Annotated in this window: 24 protein-coding genes; 9 read left to right on the forward strand and 15 right to left on the reverse strand. The window is 62.4% G+C overall.

All coding sequences use genetic code 11. The features are described 5' to 3' along the window. On the reverse strand, nucleotides 1-801 hold the full coding sequence (locus PCS43_RS02680) for a 2,3-dihydro-2,3-dihydroxybenzoate dehydrogenase (RefSeq protein ID WP_007735119.1): 801 nt from the start codon (nucleotides 799-801) through the stop codon (nucleotides 1-3). After that, entirely contained in the window at nucleotides 789-1,019 is a 231-nt protein-coding gene (locus PCS43_RS02685) for a phosphopantetheine-binding protein (protein ID WP_003942230.1), read from the reverse strand. The genes PCS43_RS02680 and PCS43_RS02685 overlap by 13 nt, the downstream gene beginning before the upstream one ends. Before the next feature lie 199 nt (nucleotides 1,020-1,218). Between PCS43_RS02685 and PCS43_RS02690 the strand changes: the two genes are divergently transcribed. Beyond that, on the forward strand, nucleotides 1,219-2,376 hold the full coding sequence (locus tag PCS43_RS02690; RefSeq protein ID WP_007735117.1) for an isochorismate synthase: 1,158 nt from the start codon (nucleotides 1,219-1,221) through the stop codon (nucleotides 2,374-2,376). Nucleotides 2,377-2,383: 7 nt separating this feature from the next. On the opposite strand, the gene PCS43_RS02695 is transcribed toward PCS43_RS02690, so the two are convergent. Continuing rightward, on the reverse strand, nucleotides 2,384-2,782 hold the full coding sequence (locus tag PCS43_RS02695) for a DUF1801 domain-containing protein (protein WP_007735116.1): 399 nt from the start codon (nucleotides 2,780-2,782) through the stop codon (nucleotides 2,384-2,386). Nucleotides 2,783-2,982: 200 nt separating this feature from the next. Between PCS43_RS02695 and PCS43_RS02700 the strand changes: the two genes are divergently transcribed. Continuing rightward, entirely contained in the window at nucleotides 2,983-3,930 is a 948-nt protein-coding gene (locus PCS43_RS02700; RefSeq protein WP_007735115.1) for a hypothetical protein, read from the forward strand. Between the two features lie 48 nt (nucleotides 3,931-3,978). Beyond that, nucleotides 3,979-4,635, forward strand: a complete 657-nt coding sequence (locus PCS43_RS02705) for a DUF3105 domain-containing protein (protein WP_003942235.1) — start codon at nucleotides 3,979-3,981, stop codon at nucleotides 4,633-4,635. A 34-nt stretch (nucleotides 4,636-4,669) separates the two neighbouring features. Here PCS43_RS02705 and PCS43_RS02710 read toward each other — a convergent pair whose 3' ends face one another. Together PCS43_RS02710 and dapB are read right to left on the reverse strand one after the other, a co-directional pair. Beyond that, nucleotides 4,670-5,134 carry a hypothetical protein gene (locus PCS43_RS02710; protein WP_003942246.1) on the reverse strand — a complete coding sequence of 155 codons (465 nt, stop codon included), beginning with the start codon at nucleotides 5,132-5,134 and terminating at the stop codon, nucleotides 4,670-4,672. After that, nucleotides 5,131-5,886, reverse strand: a complete 756-nt coding sequence (gene dapB, locus PCS43_RS02715) for a 4-hydroxy-tetrahydrodipicolinate reductase (RefSeq protein WP_007735114.1) — start codon at nucleotides 5,884-5,886, stop codon at nucleotides 5,131-5,133. Before dapB ends, PCS43_RS02710 begins: the two co-directional genes overlap by 4 nt. A 111-nt stretch (nucleotides 5,887-5,997) precedes the next feature. Here dapB and PCS43_RS02720 point away from each other — a divergent pair, with 111 nt between their 5' ends. Together PCS43_RS02720 and PCS43_RS02725 are read left to right on the forward strand one after the other, a co-directional pair. Beyond that, nucleotides 5,998-8,037, forward strand: a complete 2,040-nt coding sequence (locus PCS43_RS02720; RefSeq protein WP_007735113.1) for an ATP-binding cassette domain-containing protein — start codon at nucleotides 5,998-6,000, stop codon at nucleotides 8,035-8,037. Continuing rightward, nucleotides 8,034-8,768 carry an energy-coupling factor transporter transmembrane component T family protein gene (locus tag PCS43_RS02725; RefSeq protein WP_007735112.1) on the forward strand — a complete coding sequence of 245 codons (735 nt, stop codon included), beginning with the start codon at nucleotides 8,034-8,036 and terminating at the stop codon, nucleotides 8,766-8,768. Before PCS43_RS02720 ends, PCS43_RS02725 begins: the two co-directional genes overlap by 4 nt. Here the strand turns inward: PCS43_RS02725 and PCS43_RS02730 are convergent. After that, the gene (locus PCS43_RS02730) at nucleotides 8,734-9,390 is read right to left on the reverse strand and encodes a TetR/AcrR family transcriptional regulator (RefSeq protein WP_007735111.1); all 657 of its coding nucleotides are present in this window, start codon (nucleotides 9,388-9,390) and stop codon (nucleotides 8,734-8,736) included. The two genes, PCS43_RS02725 and PCS43_RS02730, sit on opposite strands and share 35 nt — an antisense overlap. A 225-nt stretch (nucleotides 9,391-9,615) precedes the next feature. Here PCS43_RS02730 and PCS43_RS02735 point away from each other — a divergent pair, with 225 nt between their 5' ends. Further along, entirely contained in the window at nucleotides 9,616-10,563 is a 948-nt protein-coding gene (locus PCS43_RS02735; RefSeq protein WP_030535581.1) for a metal-dependent hydrolase, read from the forward strand. Beyond that, nucleotides 10,563-11,723, forward strand: a complete 1,161-nt coding sequence (locus PCS43_RS02740; RefSeq protein ID WP_007735109.1) for a DUF7802 domain-containing protein — start codon at nucleotides 10,563-10,565, stop codon at nucleotides 11,721-11,723. Before PCS43_RS02735 ends, PCS43_RS02740 begins: the two co-directional genes overlap by 1 nt. Before the next feature lie 45 nt (nucleotides 11,724-11,768). Here the strand turns inward: PCS43_RS02740 and PCS43_RS02745 are convergent, their stop codons facing one another. Next, a complete protein-coding gene (locus PCS43_RS02745; RefSeq protein WP_003942269.1) occupies nucleotides 11,769-12,818 on the reverse strand; it encodes a lipoate--protein ligase family protein in 1,050 nt (349 codons plus the stop codon). 276 nt (nucleotides 12,819-13,094) lie between these two features. Here PCS43_RS02745 and PCS43_RS02750 point away from each other — a divergent pair, with 276 nt between their 5' ends. Further along, nucleotides 13,095-13,250, forward strand: a complete 156-nt coding sequence (locus PCS43_RS02750) for a hypothetical protein (protein ID WP_003942131.1) — start codon at nucleotides 13,095-13,097, stop codon at nucleotides 13,248-13,250. 19 nt (nucleotides 13,251-13,269) lie between these two features. On the opposite strand, the gene PCS43_RS02755 is transcribed toward PCS43_RS02750, so the two are convergent. From PCS43_RS02755 to PCS43_RS02765, 3 genes are all read right to left on the reverse strand, one after another. Further along, nucleotides 13,270-14,085, reverse strand: coding sequence for a MerR family transcriptional regulator (locus PCS43_RS02755; protein WP_052027951.1), 816 nt, complete (start codon nucleotides 14,083-14,085; stop codon nucleotides 13,270-13,272). A 52-nt stretch (nucleotides 14,086-14,137) separates the two neighbouring features. Beyond that, on the reverse strand, nucleotides 14,138-14,644 hold the full coding sequence (locus tag PCS43_RS02760) for a glyoxalase/bleomycin resistance/dioxygenase family protein (RefSeq protein ID WP_039973461.1): 507 nt from the start codon (nucleotides 14,642-14,644) through the stop codon (nucleotides 14,138-14,140). A gap of 71 nt (nucleotides 14,645-14,715) precedes the next feature. Further along, nucleotides 14,716-15,897 carry a GDSL-type esterase/lipase family protein gene (locus tag PCS43_RS02765; protein WP_007735106.1) on the reverse strand — a complete coding sequence of 394 codons (1,182 nt, stop codon included), beginning with the start codon at nucleotides 15,895-15,897 and terminating at the stop codon, nucleotides 14,716-14,718. Between the two features lie 108 nt (nucleotides 15,898-16,005). Here PCS43_RS02765 and PCS43_RS02770 point away from each other — a divergent pair, with 108 nt between their 5' ends. Further along, complete coding sequence (locus tag PCS43_RS02770) at nucleotides 16,006-16,581, forward strand: TetR/AcrR family transcriptional regulator (RefSeq protein WP_007735105.1); 576 nt, start codon at nucleotides 16,006-16,008, stop codon at nucleotides 16,579-16,581. A 174-nt stretch (nucleotides 16,582-16,755) separates the two neighbouring features. Here the strand turns inward: PCS43_RS02770 and PCS43_RS02775 are convergent, their stop codons facing one another. The 5 genes from PCS43_RS02775 to PCS43_RS02795 all read right to left on the reverse strand — a co-directional run bounded on the left by PCS43_RS02775 (nucleotide 16,756) and on the right by PCS43_RS02795 (nucleotide 21,320). Next, the gene (locus PCS43_RS02775; protein ID WP_007735104.1) at nucleotides 16,756-17,670 is read right to left on the reverse strand and encodes a tyrosine-protein phosphatase; all 915 of its coding nucleotides are present in this window, start codon (nucleotides 17,668-17,670) and stop codon (nucleotides 16,756-16,758) included. A gap of 107 nt (nucleotides 17,671-17,777) precedes the next feature. Continuing rightward, complete coding sequence (locus PCS43_RS02780; RefSeq protein WP_157770401.1) at nucleotides 17,778-17,933, reverse strand: hypothetical protein; 156 nt, start codon at nucleotides 17,931-17,933, stop codon at nucleotides 17,778-17,780. A 50-nt stretch (nucleotides 17,934-17,983) separates the two neighbouring features. Continuing rightward, complete coding sequence (locus tag PCS43_RS02785; protein WP_209908375.1) at nucleotides 17,984-19,573, reverse strand: amidohydrolase; 1,590 nt, start codon at nucleotides 19,571-19,573, stop codon at nucleotides 17,984-17,986. Continuing rightward, entirely contained in the window at nucleotides 19,570-21,066 is a 1,497-nt protein-coding gene (locus PCS43_RS02790; RefSeq protein WP_030535588.1) for a sodium:solute symporter family protein, read from the reverse strand. The genes PCS43_RS02785 and PCS43_RS02790 overlap by 4 nt, the downstream gene beginning before the upstream one ends. Then, nucleotides 21,063-21,320, reverse strand: coding sequence for a DUF3311 domain-containing protein (locus tag PCS43_RS02795; RefSeq protein ID WP_003942271.1), 258 nt, complete (start codon nucleotides 21,318-21,320; stop codon nucleotides 21,063-21,065). Before PCS43_RS02795 ends, PCS43_RS02790 begins: the two co-directional genes overlap by 4 nt. Nucleotides 21,321-21,410: the final 90 nt, after the last annotated feature.

A 21,410-nucleotide genomic window follows, 5' to 3' on the forward strand; every position in this document is an offset into this window, starting at 1 on the left:
TCACGCTTTGAGCGTCGCTCCACCGTCGACGTACAGCGCCTGCATGGTGATGTGGGCCGCCCGGTCGGACAGCAGGAAGTGCACCGAGTCGGCGATATCGTCTGCGGTGGCCAGTTTTCCGAGCGGAATACCCAGGCGATAGCTCGCCAGATTGCCTTCGATGACCGCGTCGGCACCCGAATCGTCGGAAGGGTCCGACCACAATGACCGCTGCATCGCTGTGTCGGTGGATCCCGGAGCGACCACGTTGACACGAATGCCGTCAGTAGCCAGCTCCAGTCCAGCGGTTCGAACCAACATGGTGGCAGCAGCTTTGGACGAACCGTAAGCACCCATCCCGATACGTGGGACACCGGCCGCGTTCGACGAGACGACCACCATCGCCCCGGCCCGACGGCGACGCATTTCCAGTCCCACGCTCTGCAGCACGTTCAGCAATCCGAAGACGTTGACGCCGAATATCTTCCGCCACTGGTCCGGATCGGAGTCCAGCACCGATCCGGTGTCGAGAATTCCGGCGACGTGCGCGAGCGCGTCGATCCGGCCGAACGTGTCCATCGTCGAGGCCACTGCAGCGTCGACTGCCTGCCGGTCGGTCACGTCCACGACGTGACTCTCGATATCGGCGCCTTCGACGATTGTTTCTGCCAATTCCGCAGTTACCCGCTTCAATTCGACGTCGTCGCGATCGAGCAACGCCAGCGAATACCCGTCGCGCGCAAGCGTACGGGCCACTGCGGCGCCGATCCCCGCCGCAGCACCGGTGACCACGGCGATTCGGCGCTCGCTCACTGCGGGCACAGGACCTGAACCCAGGCATTGATCGTGGGCTCTTCTGCCAACTCCGCGAAGTCGGCATCCGCGCCCGCTCCCCGCCACCGTTCGACGAGCGTCATCAAGCGAACCGAGTCAAGGCCTTCGTCACCCAGGTCCGCGTCGTCGCCGAGTTGTTCTGCCCTCATCGACAGAACCTCGGCGACGTCGCGCACGATCTGGTCACGGTCCACGGTGTTGCTCATCGGTCTCCTCGAGTAGTGGTCGACGCGCTCAGATCGAGCCAACCCAACCTCGTGTCGACCCCGTCCGCACGCCTTGACTTTAGGCCAGCCTAACCATAACGGTACGGAAGTACACAACCCGGACGCTCGCAACACAAATTCACCCAAACTAAGGCTAGCCTCAACATAACAAGCAATCTGTCGAACTGGAAGGGTGTCCATGTCAGCACTCGCCGAAGTCTCCGAATTCCCGTTGCGCAACAACCGGACTGACGATGAAACGGACTCCGTTTTCCTGCTCTCACGTAGGCAAACGTCGATCCGCACTTCGGGAGTAGTCGAAGAATTCGACTCGGCCTTCGACGCTGCCGAAGCCCTCAAGACCGGGCGCATCGACTCGGTCGTCGGCGCCCTGCCGTTCTCCCCGGAGACGCCGTCCGCCCTCACCGCGCCACTGAGTTTCACACGAGTCCGCGGTGATCTATATCACTCGAACATCCCGTCATTACCCACTTCGCGGGTAGTCGGATTCGAACCCAGCCCGCAGATCCACACCGACAGGGTCCGCGGAGCCATCGAACGACTTCGAGCAGGCGAACTCGACAAAGTTGTCCTCGCACGCTCCCTGACCATCGAGGCCGAGTCCACGATCTTCCCCGCCGCTCTGGCCGAGAAACTGATTGCACTCGATCACGCGCACAACGGTTTCTGCGTCGACCTGTCCCCCGCCGGAGGAAAGTACCGCGGGCGTTCGCTGGTCGGTTCGACGCCCGAGGTTCTGATCGAAAGGCGAGGCGGCGTCGTCACCTGCCACCCGCTGGCGGGCTCGATTGCACGCCATCCGAATTCGGATCAGGACGAGGCGAATGCCGAGCAACTCCGCGCGTCGACCAAAGATCTGGCCGAACACGCGTTTGTCGTCGACTCCATCAGCGCGATACTCGGACCACTGTGCACGTCCTTCAATGCACCCAGCGCACCGGAAATCCTTCGGACACCGCAACTGTGGCATCTCGGGACCAAGATCGAAGGTGTCCTGATCGACCCGAGCCTGACCTCGCTCGAACTCGCAATGGCGCTGCATCCGACTCCCGCTGTCTGCGGCACACCGACGGTCGCCGCACGCGAGCACATCACCGCAACCGAAGCCGATCGTGGGTTCTATGCCGGTGCCGTGGGCTGGTGCGACCGGACTGGAGACGGCGAGTGGATGGTAGCTATTCGTTGCGCCGAGATCGCAGCAGACGGCCTCTCGGCGCGGGCCTACGCCGGCGGCGGCATCGTCGCTACTTCCGACCCGGAAATCGAATTGAGAGAGACCAGTACAAAATTCCGCACGCTACTCAGTGCGTTCGACCTCGCTGAACATCATCTCTGACAGGGCGTCACTTCTTCGAGGTGTTCAGGGCAATCGCGGCGTGAACGAGTGCCTTGAACGCCTTTTCGTCGACGGCTTGGCCCTCGTGGAAATCGATCGCCCGTCGCGTATTGCCCTCGAGGCTGGAGTTGAAGAGTCCTGAAGCGTCGTCGAGTGATGCGCCTTTGGCAAAGGTCACCTTCACTGCGCTCTTGTAAGTCTCACCGGTACAGATCATTCCGGCGTGGTACCACACGGGAACACCTCGCCACTTCCATTCCTCCACCACATCCGGATCCACTTCTTTGATCAGAGTTCGTATCCGGGCGAGCATCTCGCCCCGCCAGTCTCCGAGTTCCTCGATTCGCTTGTCGATCAACCGAGACGGGGAATCTGCGCCTTGCTTGTCGGACTCACTCTTCGCCATCGCTTCGTCACTTCCTGCTCGTCGCCGCCGATCTCCGGTGAGTCGAGTATCCCCTCCTGCACGCGGATTCACTCGGTGAATCACTGACGCATCACGGCGTCTCGGCAGATGCGATTTCTTGCAGTCTCGGTCAAAGTGAGACGGACGTCCAGTATTCTCTGGGTACTAAGTCCCGATTCTTCGGCCTGGAGGACTGCATCGTGATCTGGAATCGACCGCTCACCCACTCAGTCGTTTGGGCTGCCGGATCGGTTGTTCTCGCCGCCGCGATTGTCGGCGTTCACACTGTTCCTGCGGCGGCGCAACAGGCCCGCGTCTTCGACGTACTGTGCACACCCACCGATGCAGGCCTTTCCGAGCTGTCCGGACTCACCGTCACCGCGGCCGGGATGTACGCAATCGGCGACAGCGGCTCCGACGATCGGGTCGCCGAACTCGATTCGAACTGCCACGTGCAGCGCTGGATCAGCGTGGGCACCCCTCGTGTCGACGTCGAGGATCTGTCGTCGACTCCCGACGGCCATCTGTGGCTGGCAGACATCGGCGACAACAACGCGGTACGAACGTCGGTCGGGCTGATCGACCTCGATCCGGCTTCAGGTGCGGCGACCTCCTACCCCCTGGTCTATCCCGACGGCGGGCACGACGCCGAGACACTACTGATCCAGAGCGACGGGGCTCCCGTCATCGTCACCAAGGACTACCTAGGTGCAAGCGTGGTCTACACAACCGCTGAGCGACAGCAGGTTCAGGATCTGAGTACGGGCTCGCCGACCATGTTGGCCAAAGTAGGTCAGCTCAGATTTACTCCCACCCTCACACCCGGTGGGCCCGTCCCCCACGCCGGCACGATGGCTGTCACCGGCGGCGCCGTGAGCAAGGACGGCACGGTGGTAGCGCTCCGCACGTATACCGACGCTTACCTGTACGCAGCTCCCGACGGCGATGTCGTGAAAGCGTTGAACACCAACCCGATTCGCGTCCCCCTTCCCGACGAGCCACAAGGTGAGGCGATCGCGTTCGACGCTGCCGGTGATCTGATCAGTGGCTCCGAGGCATACCGAGGGCCATTACCACCAATCCGAATTCTTCGCGGCGCCAGCGACATCGCACTGTCGGGCGGAGCGAGCGGCTCTCTCGGGTCGTAGTCGATTCGCGTCCCCGGGAAAGCGGACAGGCGCCGCTATCATGGCCGAGTGAACAAACAACTTCGAGCGACAGTGGTGGTCTCGGCAGTTCTCGCATTGGCTTCGTGTGCGAATTCCCTCGAAGGATCACCGCGCCCGGATGCGTTTGTTCCGAGCATCGACAACCCGGATCCGTCCGAAGCCATCGACGGAGTTGTCACGGTCGACTACCCAGCAGCCCAACACGTACGCCCGAACGAACGCGTGGCGTACACATATTCACCGCCCTTCGGCGGCCGTCATGACTCGGTCTGGGCAAACTGCACCGGAGTTGTTTATCCACAAGCGATTCGGACCGAGAATGCGGTCCATTCTCTCGAGCACGGGGCCGTGTGGATCACGTACAACCCCGACCTCGTCTCGAGCGAGGATCAGGCTCGCTTGGCACAGCGAGTCGAGGGCATGAGCTACACGTTGATGTCGCCGTATCCGACCCTGGATTCGCCGATCTCGCTGCAGTCGTGGGGCCGTCAGCTCAAGCTCGACAACGCCGCGGACGCGCGCATCGATCAGTTCGTCTCGGCTCTGCGCGTCAACCCGAACACGTATCCCGAAGTGGGCGCGACCTGTTCGGTGCCGGTGACGAGCTTCGACCCGAACAACCCGCCGCCATTCGACCCAACCACTCCGGATCCGTCATCTCCCACAACCGTTCCGGAGCGGTAGCGTCTCAGCAGGCCCCGCTTCGCGGCGTAGACACCTACTTGCCTCGTGAACGGCGTTCCAGTTCGACTGCCCGTCGCATGGTTTCCCGAGCCCGGCTTCGGTCACCGGCATAGTCGTAGGCGCGAGCAAGTCGGAAGTTCTGCTTCCAGTTGTCCGGGTCTGCTTCCCAGTCGACCTTGATCTGGGCGAACAACTCGTCGGCAGCCGCTCGCTCGATCCGGCCCGAAGGCAATTTCGGAAGCGCAGACGCATCGACAGCGAGGCCCTCGTCGTGAATCTGCTGCGCGAGGCGCTGGTGCGTGAAGCCGGCACGGAGCGTGGCGATGACGAGCCACAGCCCCAGGAACGGCAGGATCAGCACGCCGATCCCGAGACCGATCGCGGCGCCGCCACCGTCCTGGATGAGCTGGATTCCGCGCTGGCCGAGCAGCACGAAGTACACCGCGAGCGCAATGCAAATCGCGACGATCAGTGCGACGGTGCGGGTGGTCTTGTTCATAGATCGAGAAAGGAATCGATACCGACCGTCAGACCCGGACGCGAGCCGATCTGGCGGACACCGAGCAGAACGCCCGGCGCGAACGAATTCCGGTCGATCGAGTCGTGGCGAATGGTCAGCGTCTCGCCCTGAGTTCCGAGAATCACTTCCTGATGCGCGACCAGTCCGGCCATCCGCACGGAGTGAACCCGGACGCCGTCGACGTCGGCTCCACGCGCACCCTCGAGCTCTGTCGTGGTGGCGTCAGGGCTACGTCCGACGCCTGCTTCCGCGCGAGCCTCGGCGATCATGGCGGCCGTTCGGTATGCGGTGCCCGAGGGAGCATCTGCCTTGTTGGGGTGATGGAGTTCGATGACCTCGACGGAATCGAAGAAGCGCGCCGCGGCAGCCGAGAAGCGCATCAACAGCACAGCACCGATGGCGAAGTTCGGGGCGATCAGAACACCCGTTGCCGGCTGGGCGTCGAGCCAGGACTGAACAGTCGCAAGCCTGGACTCGTCGAAACCGGTGGTGCCGATCACTGCATGAATTCCGTTGGCCACGAGGAATTCCAGATTTCCCATGACGACGTCGGGGTGCGTGAAATCGACCACTACCTGAGTGCGGGTGTCGACAAACGTCTCGATGCGATCACCGGTGTCGACCTGAGCGACGAGTTCCAGATCGGGAGCAGCTTCCACTGCCTCGCAGATCGCTCGACCGACCTTGCCCTTGGCTCCCAGAACCCCGACCCTGATGGGTGCTGCACTCACGTCTTCCACGCTCCGTCCGATGCATTGTTTGAGGTGAAGCCTACGCAATCACCCCGATGCGCTCACCATCAGTCGGGCGGGAGTTATGTCACCACTGGCACACTGGACGTAGTGAGCAACCGTCCGCAAGTCCGCGAAACCGGCAACCTTCGACCACTCGAGTTGGCAACGGGTGCCGTCATGGCCGGATTCACGGTCGCGTTGTCCGTCATTGCCACGGTCATCCCCATGGCCAGCGCCCTCAACCTCGTGGCCGCCGTTCCGATGGGAATTGTTGCCCAGCGCTTCCGAGTCCGCGCCGTGACGACAGCCGGTATCTCGGCCACGGCAGTCGCCTTCGTCGCGGCGGGTTCGGGATCTGCGGCGGCGGTCGCATTGAGCGCTCTCCTCGGCGGAATCATCGGTACGGTCAAGCGGCGCGGTCTCGGCTTCGTCTCCGCATTGCTGTCGTCATTGGTCATCGGGCCCGCGCTGGCGTTGTTCTCCATAGTCCTGTTGCTTGTTCTCGCTCCGCTGCGCACCTTGTTGTTGACCTCGCTCGAGAACACCGCGTTGGGCGTGGCCGAGATCTTGAAGCGTGCCCCCACACTGGTCGGCGCAGCCGAATGGATCGATAACAGCATCGGCTCGATCATCGACTACTGGTGGTTGTGGATCGGCGTGTCCATCATCTCCGGAATCGTCCTCAGTACCGTCGTCTCCTATTTTGTCCTCGGCGCCGTCCTCGACCGATTGGCTGCACTCCCTTCGGCCGACCCGCTCCAGACAGCACCCGACGACCGTCCGATCGATCCGTTGCCGGTCACTTTCGATCACGTGGGCTTCACCTATCCGGGTGCAACGACACCGGCCCTCGTCGACGTCAACTTCACCGTGCGACGAGGAGAGTTCGTCACCGTCGTCGGCCACAACGGCTCGGGCAAGTCCACACTCACCCGGTTGCTCGCCGGTCGCGCGCCGACTGTCGGGACGCTGACGAGACCCGGGTCCGCCGGTCTCGGCCGACACGGCGGAACCGCCGTCGTCCTCCAACGACCCGAAAGCCAGATCCTCGGAACCCGCGTCGCGGACGACGTCGTCTGGGGGCTCCCCCCCGAGTCGCATCCCGACGTCGATGCACTGCTGGCCGAGGTGGGACTCGCGGGCATGGGTATGCGTGAGACCTCCGGGCTGTCCGGTGGCGAGATGCAACGTCTGGCTGTTGCAGCCGCGCTGGCGCGGCGCCCCGCTCTGCTGATCGCGGACGAAGCCACCGCGATGGTCGATCAGGCCGGCCGGGAGGAATTGGTCTCGCTCCTTGCCGAACTTCCGCGACGCCACCCGATGGCCGTGGTACTGGTCACCCATCACCACGCCGACACCCGCAACGCAGATCGGGTGATTCAACTACAACGCGGACGGCAGATCGATCACCAACCCGGTTGGATGACGTCGACGTTCGGGGGTCCGCCGTCTGCGCCGTGGCCGGTCAGCACTCGAGCTGTCCTCCAACTCACCGATGTCACCCACACGTACAACGACCGGACTCCGTGGTCGCGGCGCGCACTGTCGGACGTAAATCTCACAATCGGCGACGGCGACGGGCTGCTGGTTCTGGGCGGCAACGGTTCCGGTAAATCGACTCTGGCCTGGATCATGGCGGGCTTGATCGCACCGAGCAAGGGAACCGCAGTCTTCGACGGCAAACCCGTCTCACGCCAACTCGGCACCGTCGGTCTCACGTTCCAGCATTCGCGACTGCAGCTGCAACGCCGAACCGTCGCCGAAGACATCGAGGCCGCCGGAGGTCCGGAGATCGGATCGGTGCAAGTCTCGTGGGCGCTCGACGCCGTCGGACTCGACCGTCACATCGCCGGCCGCAGCATCGACGAGTTGAGCGGCGGACAGATGCGACGCGTCGTCCTGGCCGGTCTCCTCGTGCGCCAACCGCGGGTACTCATCCTCGACGAACCGTTGGCCGGTCTCGATCCACCCGGTCGACACGAAATCCTGAACGTACTCAGGTGGATTCGTCGGAACGGAACCGCAGTAGTCGTCATCTCCCACGATGTCGACGGCATGGACGCCGTGTGCAGCAGAACAATTCGACTGTCGGAGGGTCGCATCCTCGACCCTGCCGCCAGCAGCGCCTTGGAAGGATCGACGACGTGACAACACTTCTGCGCGAAGTCCCGACTTCATCGCCGATCCACCGATTGTGGGCCGGAACGAAGATCGTTGCCGTCGTTCTCGTCAGCATCATAGTCGTGACCGCTCCGTCCTGGCCGGCGATCGGCGTCGTACTCGGATTGTTGTTGCTGACCGCGGTGATCGGACGCATCCCCCCGACTGCAGTTCCGCGACCTCCGTGGTGGTTGTGGGCGCTGATCCTGCTCGGCGCGTTGATCAATCTTCCGATCGGCCTCGACGCAGTCTTCATCTACCTGCAAGCTGTGACGTTCGGTCTTGTATTGCTCTGCGTCTCACTGATGTTGGCATGGACCACGTCGATGAGCGATGTGGCGCCGGCACTGGCAACGCTCGGTAGACCGCTGCGATTCCTCAAGATCCCGGTCGACGAGTGGGCGATCGCGACGGCCCTCTGCATTCGTTCACTTCCGCTCTTGATCGACGAGATGCTCACCCTGGTGGCGGCGCGACGACTACGCCCGAAAGCTGTGGTGAACAGCGCTGCCGACAATTCGATAGTCGATCTGATCACCACGACCATGTCGGTGGCAATTCGGCGCTCTGCCGAGATGGGTGAAGCGATCTCCGCTCGCGGGGGCACCGGTTTGATCGCGGCGTACCCCAAGCGCCCTCAGCTCGCCGACCTGTTCGCGCTGATCGTCGTCATCGCCGCGTGCGTCAGCGCGGTTGTTTTGACTCTGGTTCTGCGCTGATCGGATCACCGCTGACAGAATTTCCCTGGGCGATGATCGCAGAACCCATCCAGCGCCGTAGGTATCGCCGCAGTTCCTCGTCGCTCCGCTTCGGGTCGCCGGGCGCGAGGAAAAACGACTGCATCGTCCGCAGGACGTATTCGACCAGTTCCTGAAGTGATGCGTCGTCGTATCCGAAACGCACCCAGTCCACGTCGAAGCGGGTGATCATCGCCATTCCGAAGGCCTGCGCCTCCTGAGAGGTCAGACCTTCGGGATGAAGACTCGAATTCGTGCTGGTGAGCAGAATGCCGAGATGCGGCGTTCGGTGGACCTGGGTCAGGGTGTAGACGACACCCTCGGTCATCGCCTCGACGGGATCTTCGATGCCGCTCACGTGTGTGGTGAGCCGATCGAGGTAGCCGTCGACCGACGCGATTGCAGCTGCCCGCATCAGAGCGTCAGCGCTGGGGAAGTATCGATACACGGTCTGCCGGATCACGCCCAGTGACTCGGCGACGTCGCCGATGCTGATTTCCGAACTCGTCCGTCCGATCAACTCGACCGCGGCCTCGACAATGCGACGAGACGCATCTTCGTCACTGTCCGGTGGATTGCCGCCCCACCCACGCCTTCGTGCCACTGCCCACTTCCTCGCTCGAACGAGGCTCGAACCATGTCTTTGCGCTCGAAGTCCAAGAGCCACAGGCTAACACAGGCAGGTTTTGCATCTGCGCCCCTCGAATTCACTCCCCTCGCCGAAAGTGAACATACAACTGCACACCAATATGTATGATTACCGCCACACGTGGCTTCGAGTGCCAGAGCGGCCACCTGACCAGCCCCTCCGAAAGACGAGGTTCGACAAGTGACCAACCTTCAACCCCGAAAAATGGACTTCGGATTCGAGGATCAGGACGTTCCCTTCCTGTGGAACCCGGAGAATCCGGCCTGGTCGAGCATGTCCAACGCGGTCTCGTTCCTGGCCATCGGTTTCGAGAAGATGATCGTGAAGATGATCATGCAGACCAAGTCGCGGATCAGCGATCCTGAAGTGGCCGAGGAAGCCGTGGCGTTCATGCGTCAGGAAGGCCATCACTCGACCGCGCACCGCCAGCATGTGAAGGCTCTGATCAGGCGCTACCCCGGACTACAGAACACGCTCGACGCTGTGATCGGTGAATTCGATCTACTGACCGAGGCGACCTCGCTGAACTACCGGCTTGCATACACCGCGGACCTGGAGGCGACCTTCACTCCGGTGTTCAAGCTGATGCTCGACAACGAGGCGACCTTGTTCCGCCCGGGAGACGACCGCGTCGCGTCGCTGTTCATCTGGCACTTCGTCGAGGAGGTCGAGCATCGCAGCTCGGCTCTGATCATCTTCAATTCCGTTGTCGGAAGCGAGCTTTACCGGATGCGGATGGCACCGTCGATCTTCGCGCACGTGATGAAGGTGATTCGTATCGCCTGCGCAGGCTTCAACCAGCACGTTCCGCTCTCCGAGCGGCAAGTCGACTCACTGTCGATGTTCGCCACCCACCGCACCAAGCAGAAGATTCTGACGTCGTTCGCTCCGTATCTGACCAAGGGCACGATGCCTCGCGCCTTCGATCACCTTCAACTCGGAGAACAACTCGTTGCACTCGGCGGTGTCTTCCGCAGCCAGATGCCCAATCACAACCCGGACCACGAGAAACTCCCCGCACTCGCCGACCAGTGGTTCAAGCGTTACGACGACGGCTACGACTGCACACGCTGGTACACCGCCGAATCTCAGGCACAAGCCGAGTCGATCACGTCAGGGGCCAACTGATGGCAGAACACTGCTCCCCCACGTTTTCCCAGCTCGCAACAGAACTCGGTTTCTCCTGTCAGGAAGCAGGTGGACTCGTCGAGTTCCGTAACCCGGCGGCGCTGGAGAACTGGACCCTGCCCGTCCTCGAATGGACCATCATCGTCGGCTCGGTGCTCGCACTGGTCCTGGCGATCGTGCGGTTGCGCCGCAACGGCGACCCCACCAATCTGGTTCTCTGGTTCGGCGCCACCGCCTACCTGTTCATCATCGAGCCTCCGCTGTACTTCCCGGCGGCGTTCGGCATCGAAGAACAAGTGGACACGATGTTCGCGCACAACGTGTTCACCGTCGACTTCATGTGGGGTCGACTGCCGCTGTACATCGTTGCCATCTATCCACTGATGGCGACGTTGGCCTTCGAAATAGTCAGAATGCTCGGCGTTTTCCGCAGATACGGTCCACTACTGGGCGCTGTCTGCGTCGGCTTCGTCCACCATGCGTTCTACGAAATCTTCGACCACCTGGGGCCCCAGTTGCGGTGGTGGGAGTGGTCGACGTCGAACCCGATCAACCAACCCATGTTCGACGCGGTTCCACTTCCCAGCGTGGTCGTCTTCGCCGCGCTGTGGCCGATGTCGTTGGCATTCTGCGTCCAGTACTTCGTCGGACGGCACGTCGATGCCGGCAAGCACTTCTCCGGACTTCAATTGGTATGGCGCACCATCGTGATCGGCCTGCTGGCCTCGCTGGGTACGTTCATTCTCCCGCTCCCGGCGACGGTCTTCGGTATAGGAAGCGACACTGTCCGCGGGTTCCTCTACGCCGCTGAACTTGCAGTCCTCACAGTGGTCGCGATCGTGGTTCTCGTCCGCCAATGGACGCACCTGCGCTCGGCAGATTCGAACACTCCTGCACACACCAACAGGTTCGTGCAGATCTACAGCGTGGTGTACCTGGTTGTCATGGCCGTCCTGTGGGCGAGTGCGCTTCCCGACTTCTTCGACGCGGTCGACGGTTCCACCAGCGCTGGAGATCCCATCGGGAACCTCTGGTACACAGTGGCGTGCTTCGTCATCGCAATCCTGTGCGTGAGCGCAACTTTCACCATTCCGAAGCGGAACTCCGGGACGGCCGACGCCGAGCTCCTCGGGGCAAACTCAGCGACTCCGGCTACCTAGGCGACCGGGACGAGACCGCTCGGGTCTCGTCCCGGTTTCTCGGTTTCACGGGACGCGGTGAGTCCACTCTTCGGTTCTGAACTTCGTGTCCACCAGCTTGCGCGCCTGCTCCAACTCCGAGTCCGTGTAATCGCTGTCGTGGGTGTCGTATTGACCTCGAAAGTGCTGCGCAAACGACTCCAGGATTGCTGCACGCGTCATTCCGGTCTGCGAACGCAGCGGATCGACGCGCTTGGCCGCACTCTTGGTTCCCTTGTCCGACATCTTCTCTCGTCCGATTCGCAACACCTGCGTCATCTTCTCAGCGTCGATGTCGTAGGCCATGGTCACGTGATGGAGCACAGTGCCGGACGCGAATCGCTTCTGAGCGGCGCCGGCGATCTTGCCCTTGTCCGAGGCGATATCGTTGAGCGGCACATACCGAGCGTTGATACCGACCTCGGCAAGCGCTCCCATGACCCACTGATCGAGAAACGCGTAGGACTGCTCGAAACTCAAACCCTCGACCAATGACGCCGGTACTGCCAACGAGTACGTGATGCAGTTGCCCGGTTCCATGAACATCGCGCCGCCACCGGAGATTCGGCGCACCACCCCGATGCCGTACCGCGCAGCCGCCTCGGAGTCGACCTCGTTACGCACGGACTGGAACGATCCGATCACGACCAAGGGCGAGTCCCAGTCCCAGAAACGCAATGTCGGCGGACGCTCACCCGATGCGACCTCACGCGCGATGACCTCGTCCAGCGCGACGTGCATCGCGGGATCGAGAACCACCGGCGGGATGAGGTCGAAGGTGTGATCCGCCCAGCTCGTGGCGTGGCCGAGTGCGCGCCGGATCGCGATGCCGACCGACTGCGGCGTGAAGCCGATCATCGAGACGGACTCGTCGAGCGCAGTGGATATGGCATGCGCCAACTGTTCTGCATCCGAGTCGGCGGGCATTCCGCGCAACGCCGCGTTGATGTCGTCGAGCGCGCTGTCGGGCTCGAGGAAGAAGTCCCCCGAGACTGCGACTTCGGACAGCCGACCGTCCGCCACCTCGACGTCGACCGCGACCAGTTTTCCACCAGGAACCTTGTACTCTCCACGCATCCGTCCAGCCTATCCCTGCGGGATTCTCTGCGGTGAGCGCCGTCGAAGATCACACCCCGCGCGCAGTGCGCATCTGTTCGGAAGGCAGGGCGATCAAGTAACCACACCTGTAAGTCGCTGCGGGGCTGCACAATCGCGCGGACGGGACCGCACGTGTCGACCCCTGGCAATTTGGCCGAGCAACGGCCCTGCTTCTGCCGACAGGCGAGATGATCTCTGTGGTGGGAGGATTGCCGCAACGAGCCAACTCCCTGGCGAGCCACAACGGAGGTAGACATGAAGGTCCCGGCGTTCCACTCGACGGTTCCTTCGGATCTCGACGTCTATCACGACAACGAAAGCTGCATTTTGGCCGCGCGCATCGCAGTGTCCCATCGTGCGCCCGGAGTCGACGGCCGACCGTGGTGCACTGCGTGTGCGTCTTTGGACTGACGAGCGACCACCAGCTCACTCACACCCACGTCGCCGATTCGGGGACAACCCCGTTGGCCCGAGCATTCGCATCGATGACAGCGCGGAGCCACACTGTCAGACCGGTCTCGACCTGCTCGTAGAACGCGGTGAATCCCGGATCGGCCACGTACATCCGTCCCAGACACACCTGCATCGAATGTGTGCAGTCGAAGTAAACCCCGATCGACGCTCGGTGCCGTTCTGCCAGCAAATTCGCCTCGGCGCTTCCCGGTTCGACACCGGATCGGCAGGCCAGCGCCAGATTTTCGTTGAGCGTCTCGACGCAGTCGGCGATCTTCTGCCAATCCTCAGCGGTCCTACCCGCCGACCGTTCCGCGTGCTGCGCCCACTGCGCACTGTCACCCCAACGCTCGTGCGCCTCAGGTCCCCATGACGGCTGCCAGTGTCGGCCGAAGATCGAGACCTGCTCGTGTGCCGGCAACAGCACACCCGACTTCCTGGCATCGATGATGCGATCCAAGGACTCGCCCAGTTCCTCCAAGTCGGCTATCCGTTGCCGCAACTCGGCGCGCTGCCCACGCAGCGTCTCGTCCACGTGGGCTGCGGGCGCATCGAGCAATATCCTGATCTCGTCGAGCGACAAACCCACGTCACGGTAGACAAGCACCCGGCCGATGCGGCCGAGGTCCGCGTCGGTGTACTGCCGGTAGCCCCCGTCACTGCGCCCGGACGGACGCACCAAACCGATTGCGTCCCAATGATGGAGGGTACGTACGGTTATGCCTAGTCGTGATGCGGCAGCACCGACAGTGAGAGCACTGTCTGCCTCGTCTCCGAAGAGTTGGTCCGTCACGTGATCCAGTCTGACAGACGCGGTTCGGGAGGCCACAGCGTCAGACCTCGGTTCAGTCGTCGGGTCCGTCAATTCCCATCCCTCGCAGATGCTCGGCCTCGGCACTGTTCGGGTCGTACGGACGAGCGGCCGTCATGATCACGCGCGCGTTCTCCGGTGTCACAATCTCCAACTCCAGTGAATTCCACGGCTTCAGATGTGGACCGCTGGTGCATCCGGGCCGCAATTCCTCACACGCCTGTGCTATCTGGTCCATCTGACTCAGCACACACGCAAAGCTCACACTGACGGACGGTGGTGAATCTGCACATTCGCCGGGCACGAGCAGAACGTCTTGAAATGCCCAGCGTCGCAGGTGCGTCAGTCGATCCGGTACCGAAAAGAGGTCGAAGAAACCGAGCCCACGGATCCAGAAGTCGGCAGATTCGGCCAGATCCGATGTCGGAACCGACACGAACATGGGCATTCCGTAGAGACCTCGGAACTGTTCCGGAGGCACGGCGTCTATAGCGGGGACAGGGACGGGGCTGATGTCGAATGCTGGGTAAGTATCGGTCATGAAGTCATCGTGAGCCCTCACGCTACGTCAGGGTCAAATCGTGTGAAATCCGATCGAACCAGATTGCGCGATCACACCGAGCGTGCGAATGCGCCGTCGTCTGCGAATACCCGTTGGGCAAAGCGTTCGCCGATGAGACGGTGCGTCGCAGCGTCCGGATGGAGCTGATCGGGAAGCGGCAACTCTTCGTTCTCGGCCGCACCATAGAGATCGCACCCGTCGACGTAATGCAGATTGGGATCATCCGCCGATCGCTGGGTTACGATGCGCGCCAACTCTTCCCGAATAGAGCGCAGCGTCAGCTTTCCGGCTGCGCGCTCGGCGGGATCGCCGGTAGCAACGAATCGCATTTCGCCTCTGGCAAGCGCGTCGAAATCGAATGCACCAGGTCCAGGCGTGTCTTCGTGAATCGGGCAATAGACAGGCGAGACGACCAGCAGTGGAGCCACTGGATGACCGTCGCGGACCGTGTCGAGGAAGCCGTGCATTGCCGACGTGAAGGCCCGCAGGCGCATCACGTCGGAGTTGACCAGATTGATGCCCATCTTGATGCTGATGAGGTCGGCAGGAGTGTCTCGCATAGCGCGGGCGACGTACTGGTCCAGCAGAGCGCTGCCGCTGAACCCGAGGTTGATCAGATCCACGCCGCCGAGGGAGGCTGCGAGAGCAGGCCAAGTGCGGGAGGGACTTTCAGCGCCGGAGCCTTGACTGATCGAGCTTCCGTGATGGAGCCACACATCACGCTTCGTGCCGACTGCGAGTTCGAGCGGGGCGTCGGTTCGCAATGCGACAAGTTCGGTGGTTTCGTTGTGCGGCAACCAGATCTCGACGGTCTTGGATCGCGCGGGCAAGTCCGCGAAGCGGATGGTGCTGACGGGTCCGGATTGTCTCTGAGCGGTACCGGTCGCCATGTCGATCGTCACCGTGTTGCCACCCTCAGCGATTGCGTGCCCGGTTGGTTCGCCGTCGACGATCAGGTCGTACACCCCTTGCGGCCTCGGCGGAGCACCGATGTAGATCATTTTCGTGGGCAGAGTGTCGAGTTCGATGGCCGTAGCGCTGGTTCGGAACACCAGCCGCACTCCGGACGGTTGTGATTGCGCCATTGCCATCTGCCCGTCAGCGAATTGCGTGCGAGCTCTGGCAGGCAGACGGTGTGTCAGCACACCGCGTTCGGTCCGCTCGAGCTCGAGGGCTCCGCGCACGATTTCCTCGGAAATTGCGGTAGTAATCCAGCTGCTCTGGCTGTTCATCTCATTCACCTGTAGATAAGTTGCGAAGGTTTTAACTACAGCACACAGTAATTTGCCTATACTATTTAGGCAAGCGGTTTCACTTCTCGACGAACAGGACCAACGGACATGCCTCGCGCAGGACTGACACCCGAACGCCTCGCCGTGGCGGGCGCCGAATTGGCCGACGAGGTGGGCTTCGAGCAGGTGACCGTATCGGCGGTCGCCAGAGCGTTCGACGTCAAGGTCGCAAGCCTGTACTCCCACGTGAAGAGTTCGAACGACCTCAAAACCAGAATCGCGCTGCTTGCCTTGGAAGAGATGGCCGACCAGGCTGCCGACGCCGTGGCCGGTCGGTCCGGCCGCGACGCCTTGACCGCCTTCGCGAACGTGTACCGCAACTACGCGAGGTCACACCCTGGTCGGTACGCCGCGTCACAGATGCGCCTCACCCCGGAGACCGCGGCCGCGAGCGCGGGTTTCAGACACTCGCAGATGATGCGATCGATTCTGCGCGGGTACAACCTCACCGATCTCGATCAGACCCACGCAGTTCGGTTGCTCGGCAGCGTTTTTCATGGGTACGCCAGCCTCGAGTTGGGTGGATCGTTCAGCCACAGTGCACCGGACAGCGCCGAAAGCTGGGCAAGAACCCTCGAGGCTCTCGATTCGATGCTGACCAATTGGCCAGCGTCGAGTCCATGACCAGGCGTGATTCTTGCGCGCCAAGTTCTTGCGCCACTTGGTGATCGCACACGGCCAAGAAACCTCGGGCCCACCCCAGGAGCGGCGCCACACAATCGCGCGCTCCCGCAACCACAGGTCGCACTGGGACAGAAGAAGGTCCGAGTAGGCAAGAAGCCGGGCGTGGAGCTCCGCTTAGAGGAGAAGCTTGGCGCGCAGAGAGTCGACAGTGCCCTGGTCGACGCCGAGGCCCTCCCGTACGTAAGTATCCATACCGCCGTAGAGCCGGTCCACCTGTGCATACGCCGCATCGAGCCACGACAGGTCCACCGCGTCGTCCCGGCCCAGGTACGTGTTCGACGCCATGAAATCGGCACTGATGAACTCACGCGGGACACCCAGAATGGTCAGCAGGATCGCGGTACCCCAACCGGTGCGGTCCTTCCCTGCACTGCAGTGGTAGACGGTTGCGCCGTCGGAGTTGTTCGCGATCGCAGTCAGCAGGTCACGGAAGGCGACATCGGAACCACGGTAGTTGACCATGAACGGGTAGCCGATGCTTTGGCCGATGTTCGAGGTTCCCTTGACTGCGCCGTCGATCAACGCGCGACCGAGGGTCAAGGGAACGAACTCGTGGAACGCGATGCCGTGTTCGATACTGACGACGTCGGCGACCTGGTAGGTGACCCCGGCGGGGATCCGATCGGGATCCTCCGCACGTTCGGAGGCGTTGCGCAGGTCGACGTCGAGGGTCAGGTTCGCGGCGGTGAGTTTTGCCAGATCAGTCTCATTGAGCGAGCTGAGCTTGTTGGAACGGAACACCAGGCCTGTCCGGACGGTCCTGCCATCGGTAGTCCGATACCCGCCGATGTCGCGGAAGTTCCGCGCCTCGTCGAGCCTGATCTCGGCCGCGGACGGCGGTGGGATCTCCGGCAGCGGCGGTTGCTCCCCGGACGATCCGAACTGACTCGAACCCAATTGCAGGTCGCCGCTCGAGGCGGAGGCGAGTGTGGGGCCTGTCAGGGCCGCACCCATGGCGACCAGCGCAGCGAGGGCGATTCCGAAAGGGCGCGCCCCTCGGCGGCGCGTGTAGACAGTTGTCACCTTCATCCTCTCATTCGCTGTGCGGGATACCCCGCGCCCCGCAAACTCCCGTGCGAGATTACAAGGGTGGCACGCTCCTCGTCCCGACTTTGCTCCAGAAACCGGACATGTGTTCAGGTGCCCGGCCAGCCGCCATCCTGCAGGAAGAAACTCTTGCCCGTCACTGCGTCGCCATCGACCACGCCGGGCCCGTTCGAACGACAGACCGCGGCCGCGGCGGCAGCCGTAACTGCACAGCGCCGAACAACTTCACTGTCGAGCAACTGCACGAATCTCCACCTCGAGCTGGTAACCGTTGGGACGAAATCAATCTCATGCGCTACCTGCCGTCGACCATGACCAGTGCAGGCTGAGGAATGTCGGACGAAGCGTCTGCGAGAGCAGCAAGAGTGCCGTCGAGCGCGACAAGGTCCGCACGACGACCCGGCGCCAAGATCCCCACCCGTCCTTCGTCATGGACCAAGTACGCACTGTCCACAGTCATGGCCTGCACTGCACGCTGCACTCCGATCCGTTGGTGGGCGCCAAGCACGGCACCGCCCATGGTCAGCCGATTCACAGCAGTCCTAATCGTCTGGAGGGGATCCATCGGCGTTATCGGGCAATCCGAGTGCAGCCCAAATTTCAAGCCGATGTCATCGGCGCACGCCAGCGGGTCCAGGTTGCCGGCTCTCTCAGGACCGAGGAAACGGTCACGGTGACGATCGCCCCAATGAAAAACATGGTTGACGAAAAAGCTCACCCCGATCTCGGCATCACGTATCACCTCGAGATCCGCAGGCCTACTCACCTGGCAGTGCTCGATACGGTGCCGCGCTCGACGTCCGTCACTGCGGTGCGCACTGCGCAGCGCCGCGATGGCGGCGGCTACAGCCGCATCGCCGTTGGCGTGCACCGCGACCTGACCTCCCTCGCGGTGCACCTGGAGAACCATGTCGTCGAGTTGCTCCTGCGGATAGAGCAGATCACCGTGATGGTTCGGGCTGCAGGTATACGGAGTTCGCAAGGCTGCAGACAATCCTTGAATGGACCCATCCGCCCAGAATTTGGCGCCGGCCAGGCGGAAGCGTGACCCTGGGGCCGGTGCAGCCGTGAAAGCGATGTTCCTTTCCTCCAGTTCTGCGATCGCGAGATCACCCCGAAGGAAGCCAACCGTGTGCACGGGCATCTCGCCCATGGTGTCCAGGGCACGATAGGCGGCCAACTCCTGCATGCCCGCCGACAGGCCGACCCCTAAATCGTGGACGGTCGTGATTCCTCGCGAACGCGCCAGTGTCAAGCTACGCAGCAACGCGGTCTGCACCTCTGCCTGTGTCAGGTCTGGTATCGCGCCGCTCAACCGTGCCACGGCGTCGATTTCCCAGGCCATCCCTGTGAGCCTCCCGTCCGCCCCACGCGGAAACTGCGAGTCCCCGGGATCCACCGTCGATTCGTCGATGCCTGCAGTTGCAAGCGCAACAGTGTTTGCCACCGCAAAGTGCCCCGAGATGTGCAGAACGATGATCGGGCGGTCGGTGCAGACTGCGTCGAGGTCATCGCGTGTGAGATGGCGACCTTCTCGAAGTTGTGTGTCGTCGTACCCCCATCCACGTATCCAGCCGTGAGTGGGAGTGGAGTTCCGCAGAGCCCCTTGGATATCCGTGATCGAGGCGCACGGTGGCGTCCGGCAATCGGCCCATCCGTCAGTCAAGCCGGAGTAGGTCGGGTGAATGTGTGACTCGATCAGCCCCGGGATCACAGTAGCGCCGGCGAGATCGAGCCGACGAGTTTCCGGTCCGGCGTACTCCCCCATGTCCTTTCGACTTCCGGTGGCGACAACCAGGCCTCCATCGAGGACGAGCGCCTCAACCTGGGGTGACGCTGCGTCTTGGGTGAGGATTGCATCTGCGGTGAGTAGTGTCCGAGTCATCGGATATCCGCCTTCGTGGTCGGGGCTGCGGGGCAAGGCACTGGTGCCGATCGATTTTCTGCACGGAGGCCCGAAACCGCTTCGACAGGAGGCCACATCACTCGGGTGGCGGACACGAACAACACGTTCAGAACGAGCGCTGCGGCACCGATGTTCATGCCTTTGTCCGCCAACCACATCGATACCGTGCCGTGTGTGTCGAGGTACAGCCAGAGCACCAGCACGTCGCCGAGCACCACGCCCATCGCGAGCGCTGCCGGTCGCAGCTTCCATCCGAAGATCATCGTCGCGAACACCACCACGGCCTGGGTCACCCCGTAATACGCGGTATTCACCAGCGTCAGCAGCAATTGGGGTGCGGCGAGGGTGAGGATCAGCGACAGGCCGAGGTAGGCGACGATGACCCCGCGCACCCACACTCTCTGACGTGATTCGGGTATTCCAGGAACGATGTTTCGCGAGACGATCGAGCCGATTCCCAGCGCCGAGCCACACAGAACAACGATCGCGCACAGTGCCGCACCACCCGCCACCACTCCGGTCAGCCAGTCCGGGAGCACGAGACGGGACAGTTGCAGGAGCACCTCATTGGACTCTGCGCCCTCGAGCTTGTTGGGCAGCAATGAAATTGCGCCGAAGGCAGCAGCGACGAGGAAGGGATACATGAGCATGTACAGCGGGTTGAATCGGGCGACTCGCTTGAGGGTTGCCTCGGACTTCGCCGATAGCACCGCTTGCACGATGAAGGGGAAAACGAAAAAACCGAGTGACTGGAACACAATTGTGGTGAGAACGAAGGTCAGCGACGAACCGGTGACGGTGGATTGCGAGGCCTGCCCGGCCCCATGGGATGCCGCATCGGCAAAGAGCTTCGTGATACCGCCCGATTTGGCCGTGGCGGCCAGTCCGATCAGGATCGCTCCCAACAGCAGAGCTGCGTCCTTGACGTAAGACACGAACGCCGGTGCACGCACACCCGAAAGCAGGAGGAAGAGCAGAGCAAGCGCAGCGCCGACGAAAACCGCCACCGTCGGGTTGATGGTGATGCCAAGTCCGCTCAGTGCGACCTGGAGGCCGGCAAGCTGCAACTGCCCCCAGGGAATGAGGAAGACTACCGAGGCAATCGCGATTGTCAGTTCCAACCCGCGCGACCGAAAGTGCCGCCCTGCCACATCGGGCAGCGTCATCGCGTTATACCGCTTGCCTGCCCGCCAGAGATAGGGCGCAAAGAAGTATCCGATCGGGTAGGCAAGCAAGATGTATCCGATGAACCAGACGCCGTAGCTTGCCCCGTGGGCGTACACACCCCCGGGAAATCCAATGAGCGTGCCGATGCTGTAGGCCTCACCTGCTCCCAGGATGAAAACCAGCACGGGACCGAAAGACCGCCCGCCCACTAGGTAGTCGGAGATCTCTTTTTTGCTTCCACGGCGTGAAAGCACTCCGGCGCCGAGCGCGAGGAGTAGCACGAGCGTAAATGTTGCAGCGATCATGTCGGATCCCCGATCTCGGTCTTGGCCTGAGCCAGTTCGTTTCGTTCCGCTTCCTCGAAGTCCTTGCGGTCAAAGAACTTCCATGCCATGTGGAGACACAACGAGGTCAGCGGCATCCACAGGAAAAGCCACGCGAACAAAATGGGAAATCCGAGAACAGTCAGTTCGGATCCGGAGAGCGCAACTATCCCGCCCAGCACCCCGACGAACGGAACTCCGATTGCGAGCAAGGCACTCTTCGCCTCGTTGGACATGATTGTGGCTCCTTAGCCGTTGATCGATCCGGAGCAGATGAGGCGAGGGGCGTTTTGCCGTCGAATCGTCGTCCGGTCTAGCGTTGAGTG

This window comes from Rhodococcus sp. C-2, assembly GCF_027854095.1.
Taxonomy (GTDB): domain Bacteria; phylum Actinomycetota; class Actinomycetes; order Mycobacteriales; family Mycobacteriaceae; genus Rhodococcus_F; species Rhodococcus_F qingshengii.

Coding starts and splice junctions, on each gene's coding strand:
- PCS43_RS02695 (WP_007735116.1), bottom strand. CDS start 2,782: ATGGCGAAGAGTGAGTCCGACAAGCAAGGCGCAGATTCCCCGTCTCGG.
- PCS43_RS02770 (WP_007735105.1), top strand. CDS start 16,006: ATGCCTCGCGCAGGACTGACACCCGAACGCCTCGCCGTGGCGGGCGCC.
- PCS43_RS02785 (WP_209908375.1), bottom strand. CDS start 19,573: ATGACTCGGACACTACTCACCGCAGATGCAATCCTCACCCAAGACGCA.
- PCS43_RS02685 (WP_003942230.1), bottom strand. CDS start 1,019: ATGAGCAACACCGTGGACCGTGACCAGATCGTGCGCGACGTCGCCGAG.
- PCS43_RS02740 (WP_007735109.1), top strand. CDS start 10,563: ATGGCAGAACACTGCTCCCCCACGTTTTCCCAGCTCGCAACAGAACTC.
- PCS43_RS02775 (WP_007735104.1), bottom strand. CDS start 17,670: ATGAAGGTGACAACTGTCTACACGCGCCGCCGAGGGGCGCGCCCTTTC.
- PCS43_RS02710 (WP_003942246.1), bottom strand. CDS start 5,134: ATGAACAAGACCACCCGCACCGTCGCACTGATCGTCGCGATTTGCATT.
- PCS43_RS02765 (WP_007735106.1), bottom strand. CDS start 15,897: ATGAACAGCCAGAGCAGCTGGATTACTACCGCAATTTCCGAGGAAATC.
- PCS43_RS02795 (WP_003942271.1), bottom strand. CDS start 21,320: ATGTCCAACGAGGCGAAGAGTGCCTTGCTCGCAATCGGAGTTCCGTTC.
- PCS43_RS02760 (WP_039973461.1), bottom strand. CDS start 14,644: ATGACCGATACTTACCCAGCATTCGACATCAGCCCCGTCCCTGTCCCC.
- PCS43_RS02690 (WP_007735117.1), top strand. CDS start 1,219: ATGTCAGCACTCGCCGAAGTCTCCGAATTCCCGTTGCGCAACAACCGG.
- PCS43_RS02745 (WP_003942269.1), bottom strand. CDS start 12,818: ATGCGTGGAGAGTACAAGGTTCCTGGTGGAAAACTGGTCGCGGTCGAC.
- PCS43_RS02750 (WP_003942131.1), top strand. CDS start 13,095: ATGAAGGTCCCGGCGTTCCACTCGACGGTTCCTTCGGATCTCGACGTC.
- PCS43_RS02790 (WP_030535588.1), bottom strand. CDS start 21,066: ATGATCGCTGCAACATTTACGCTCGTGCTACTCCTCGCGCTCGGCGCC.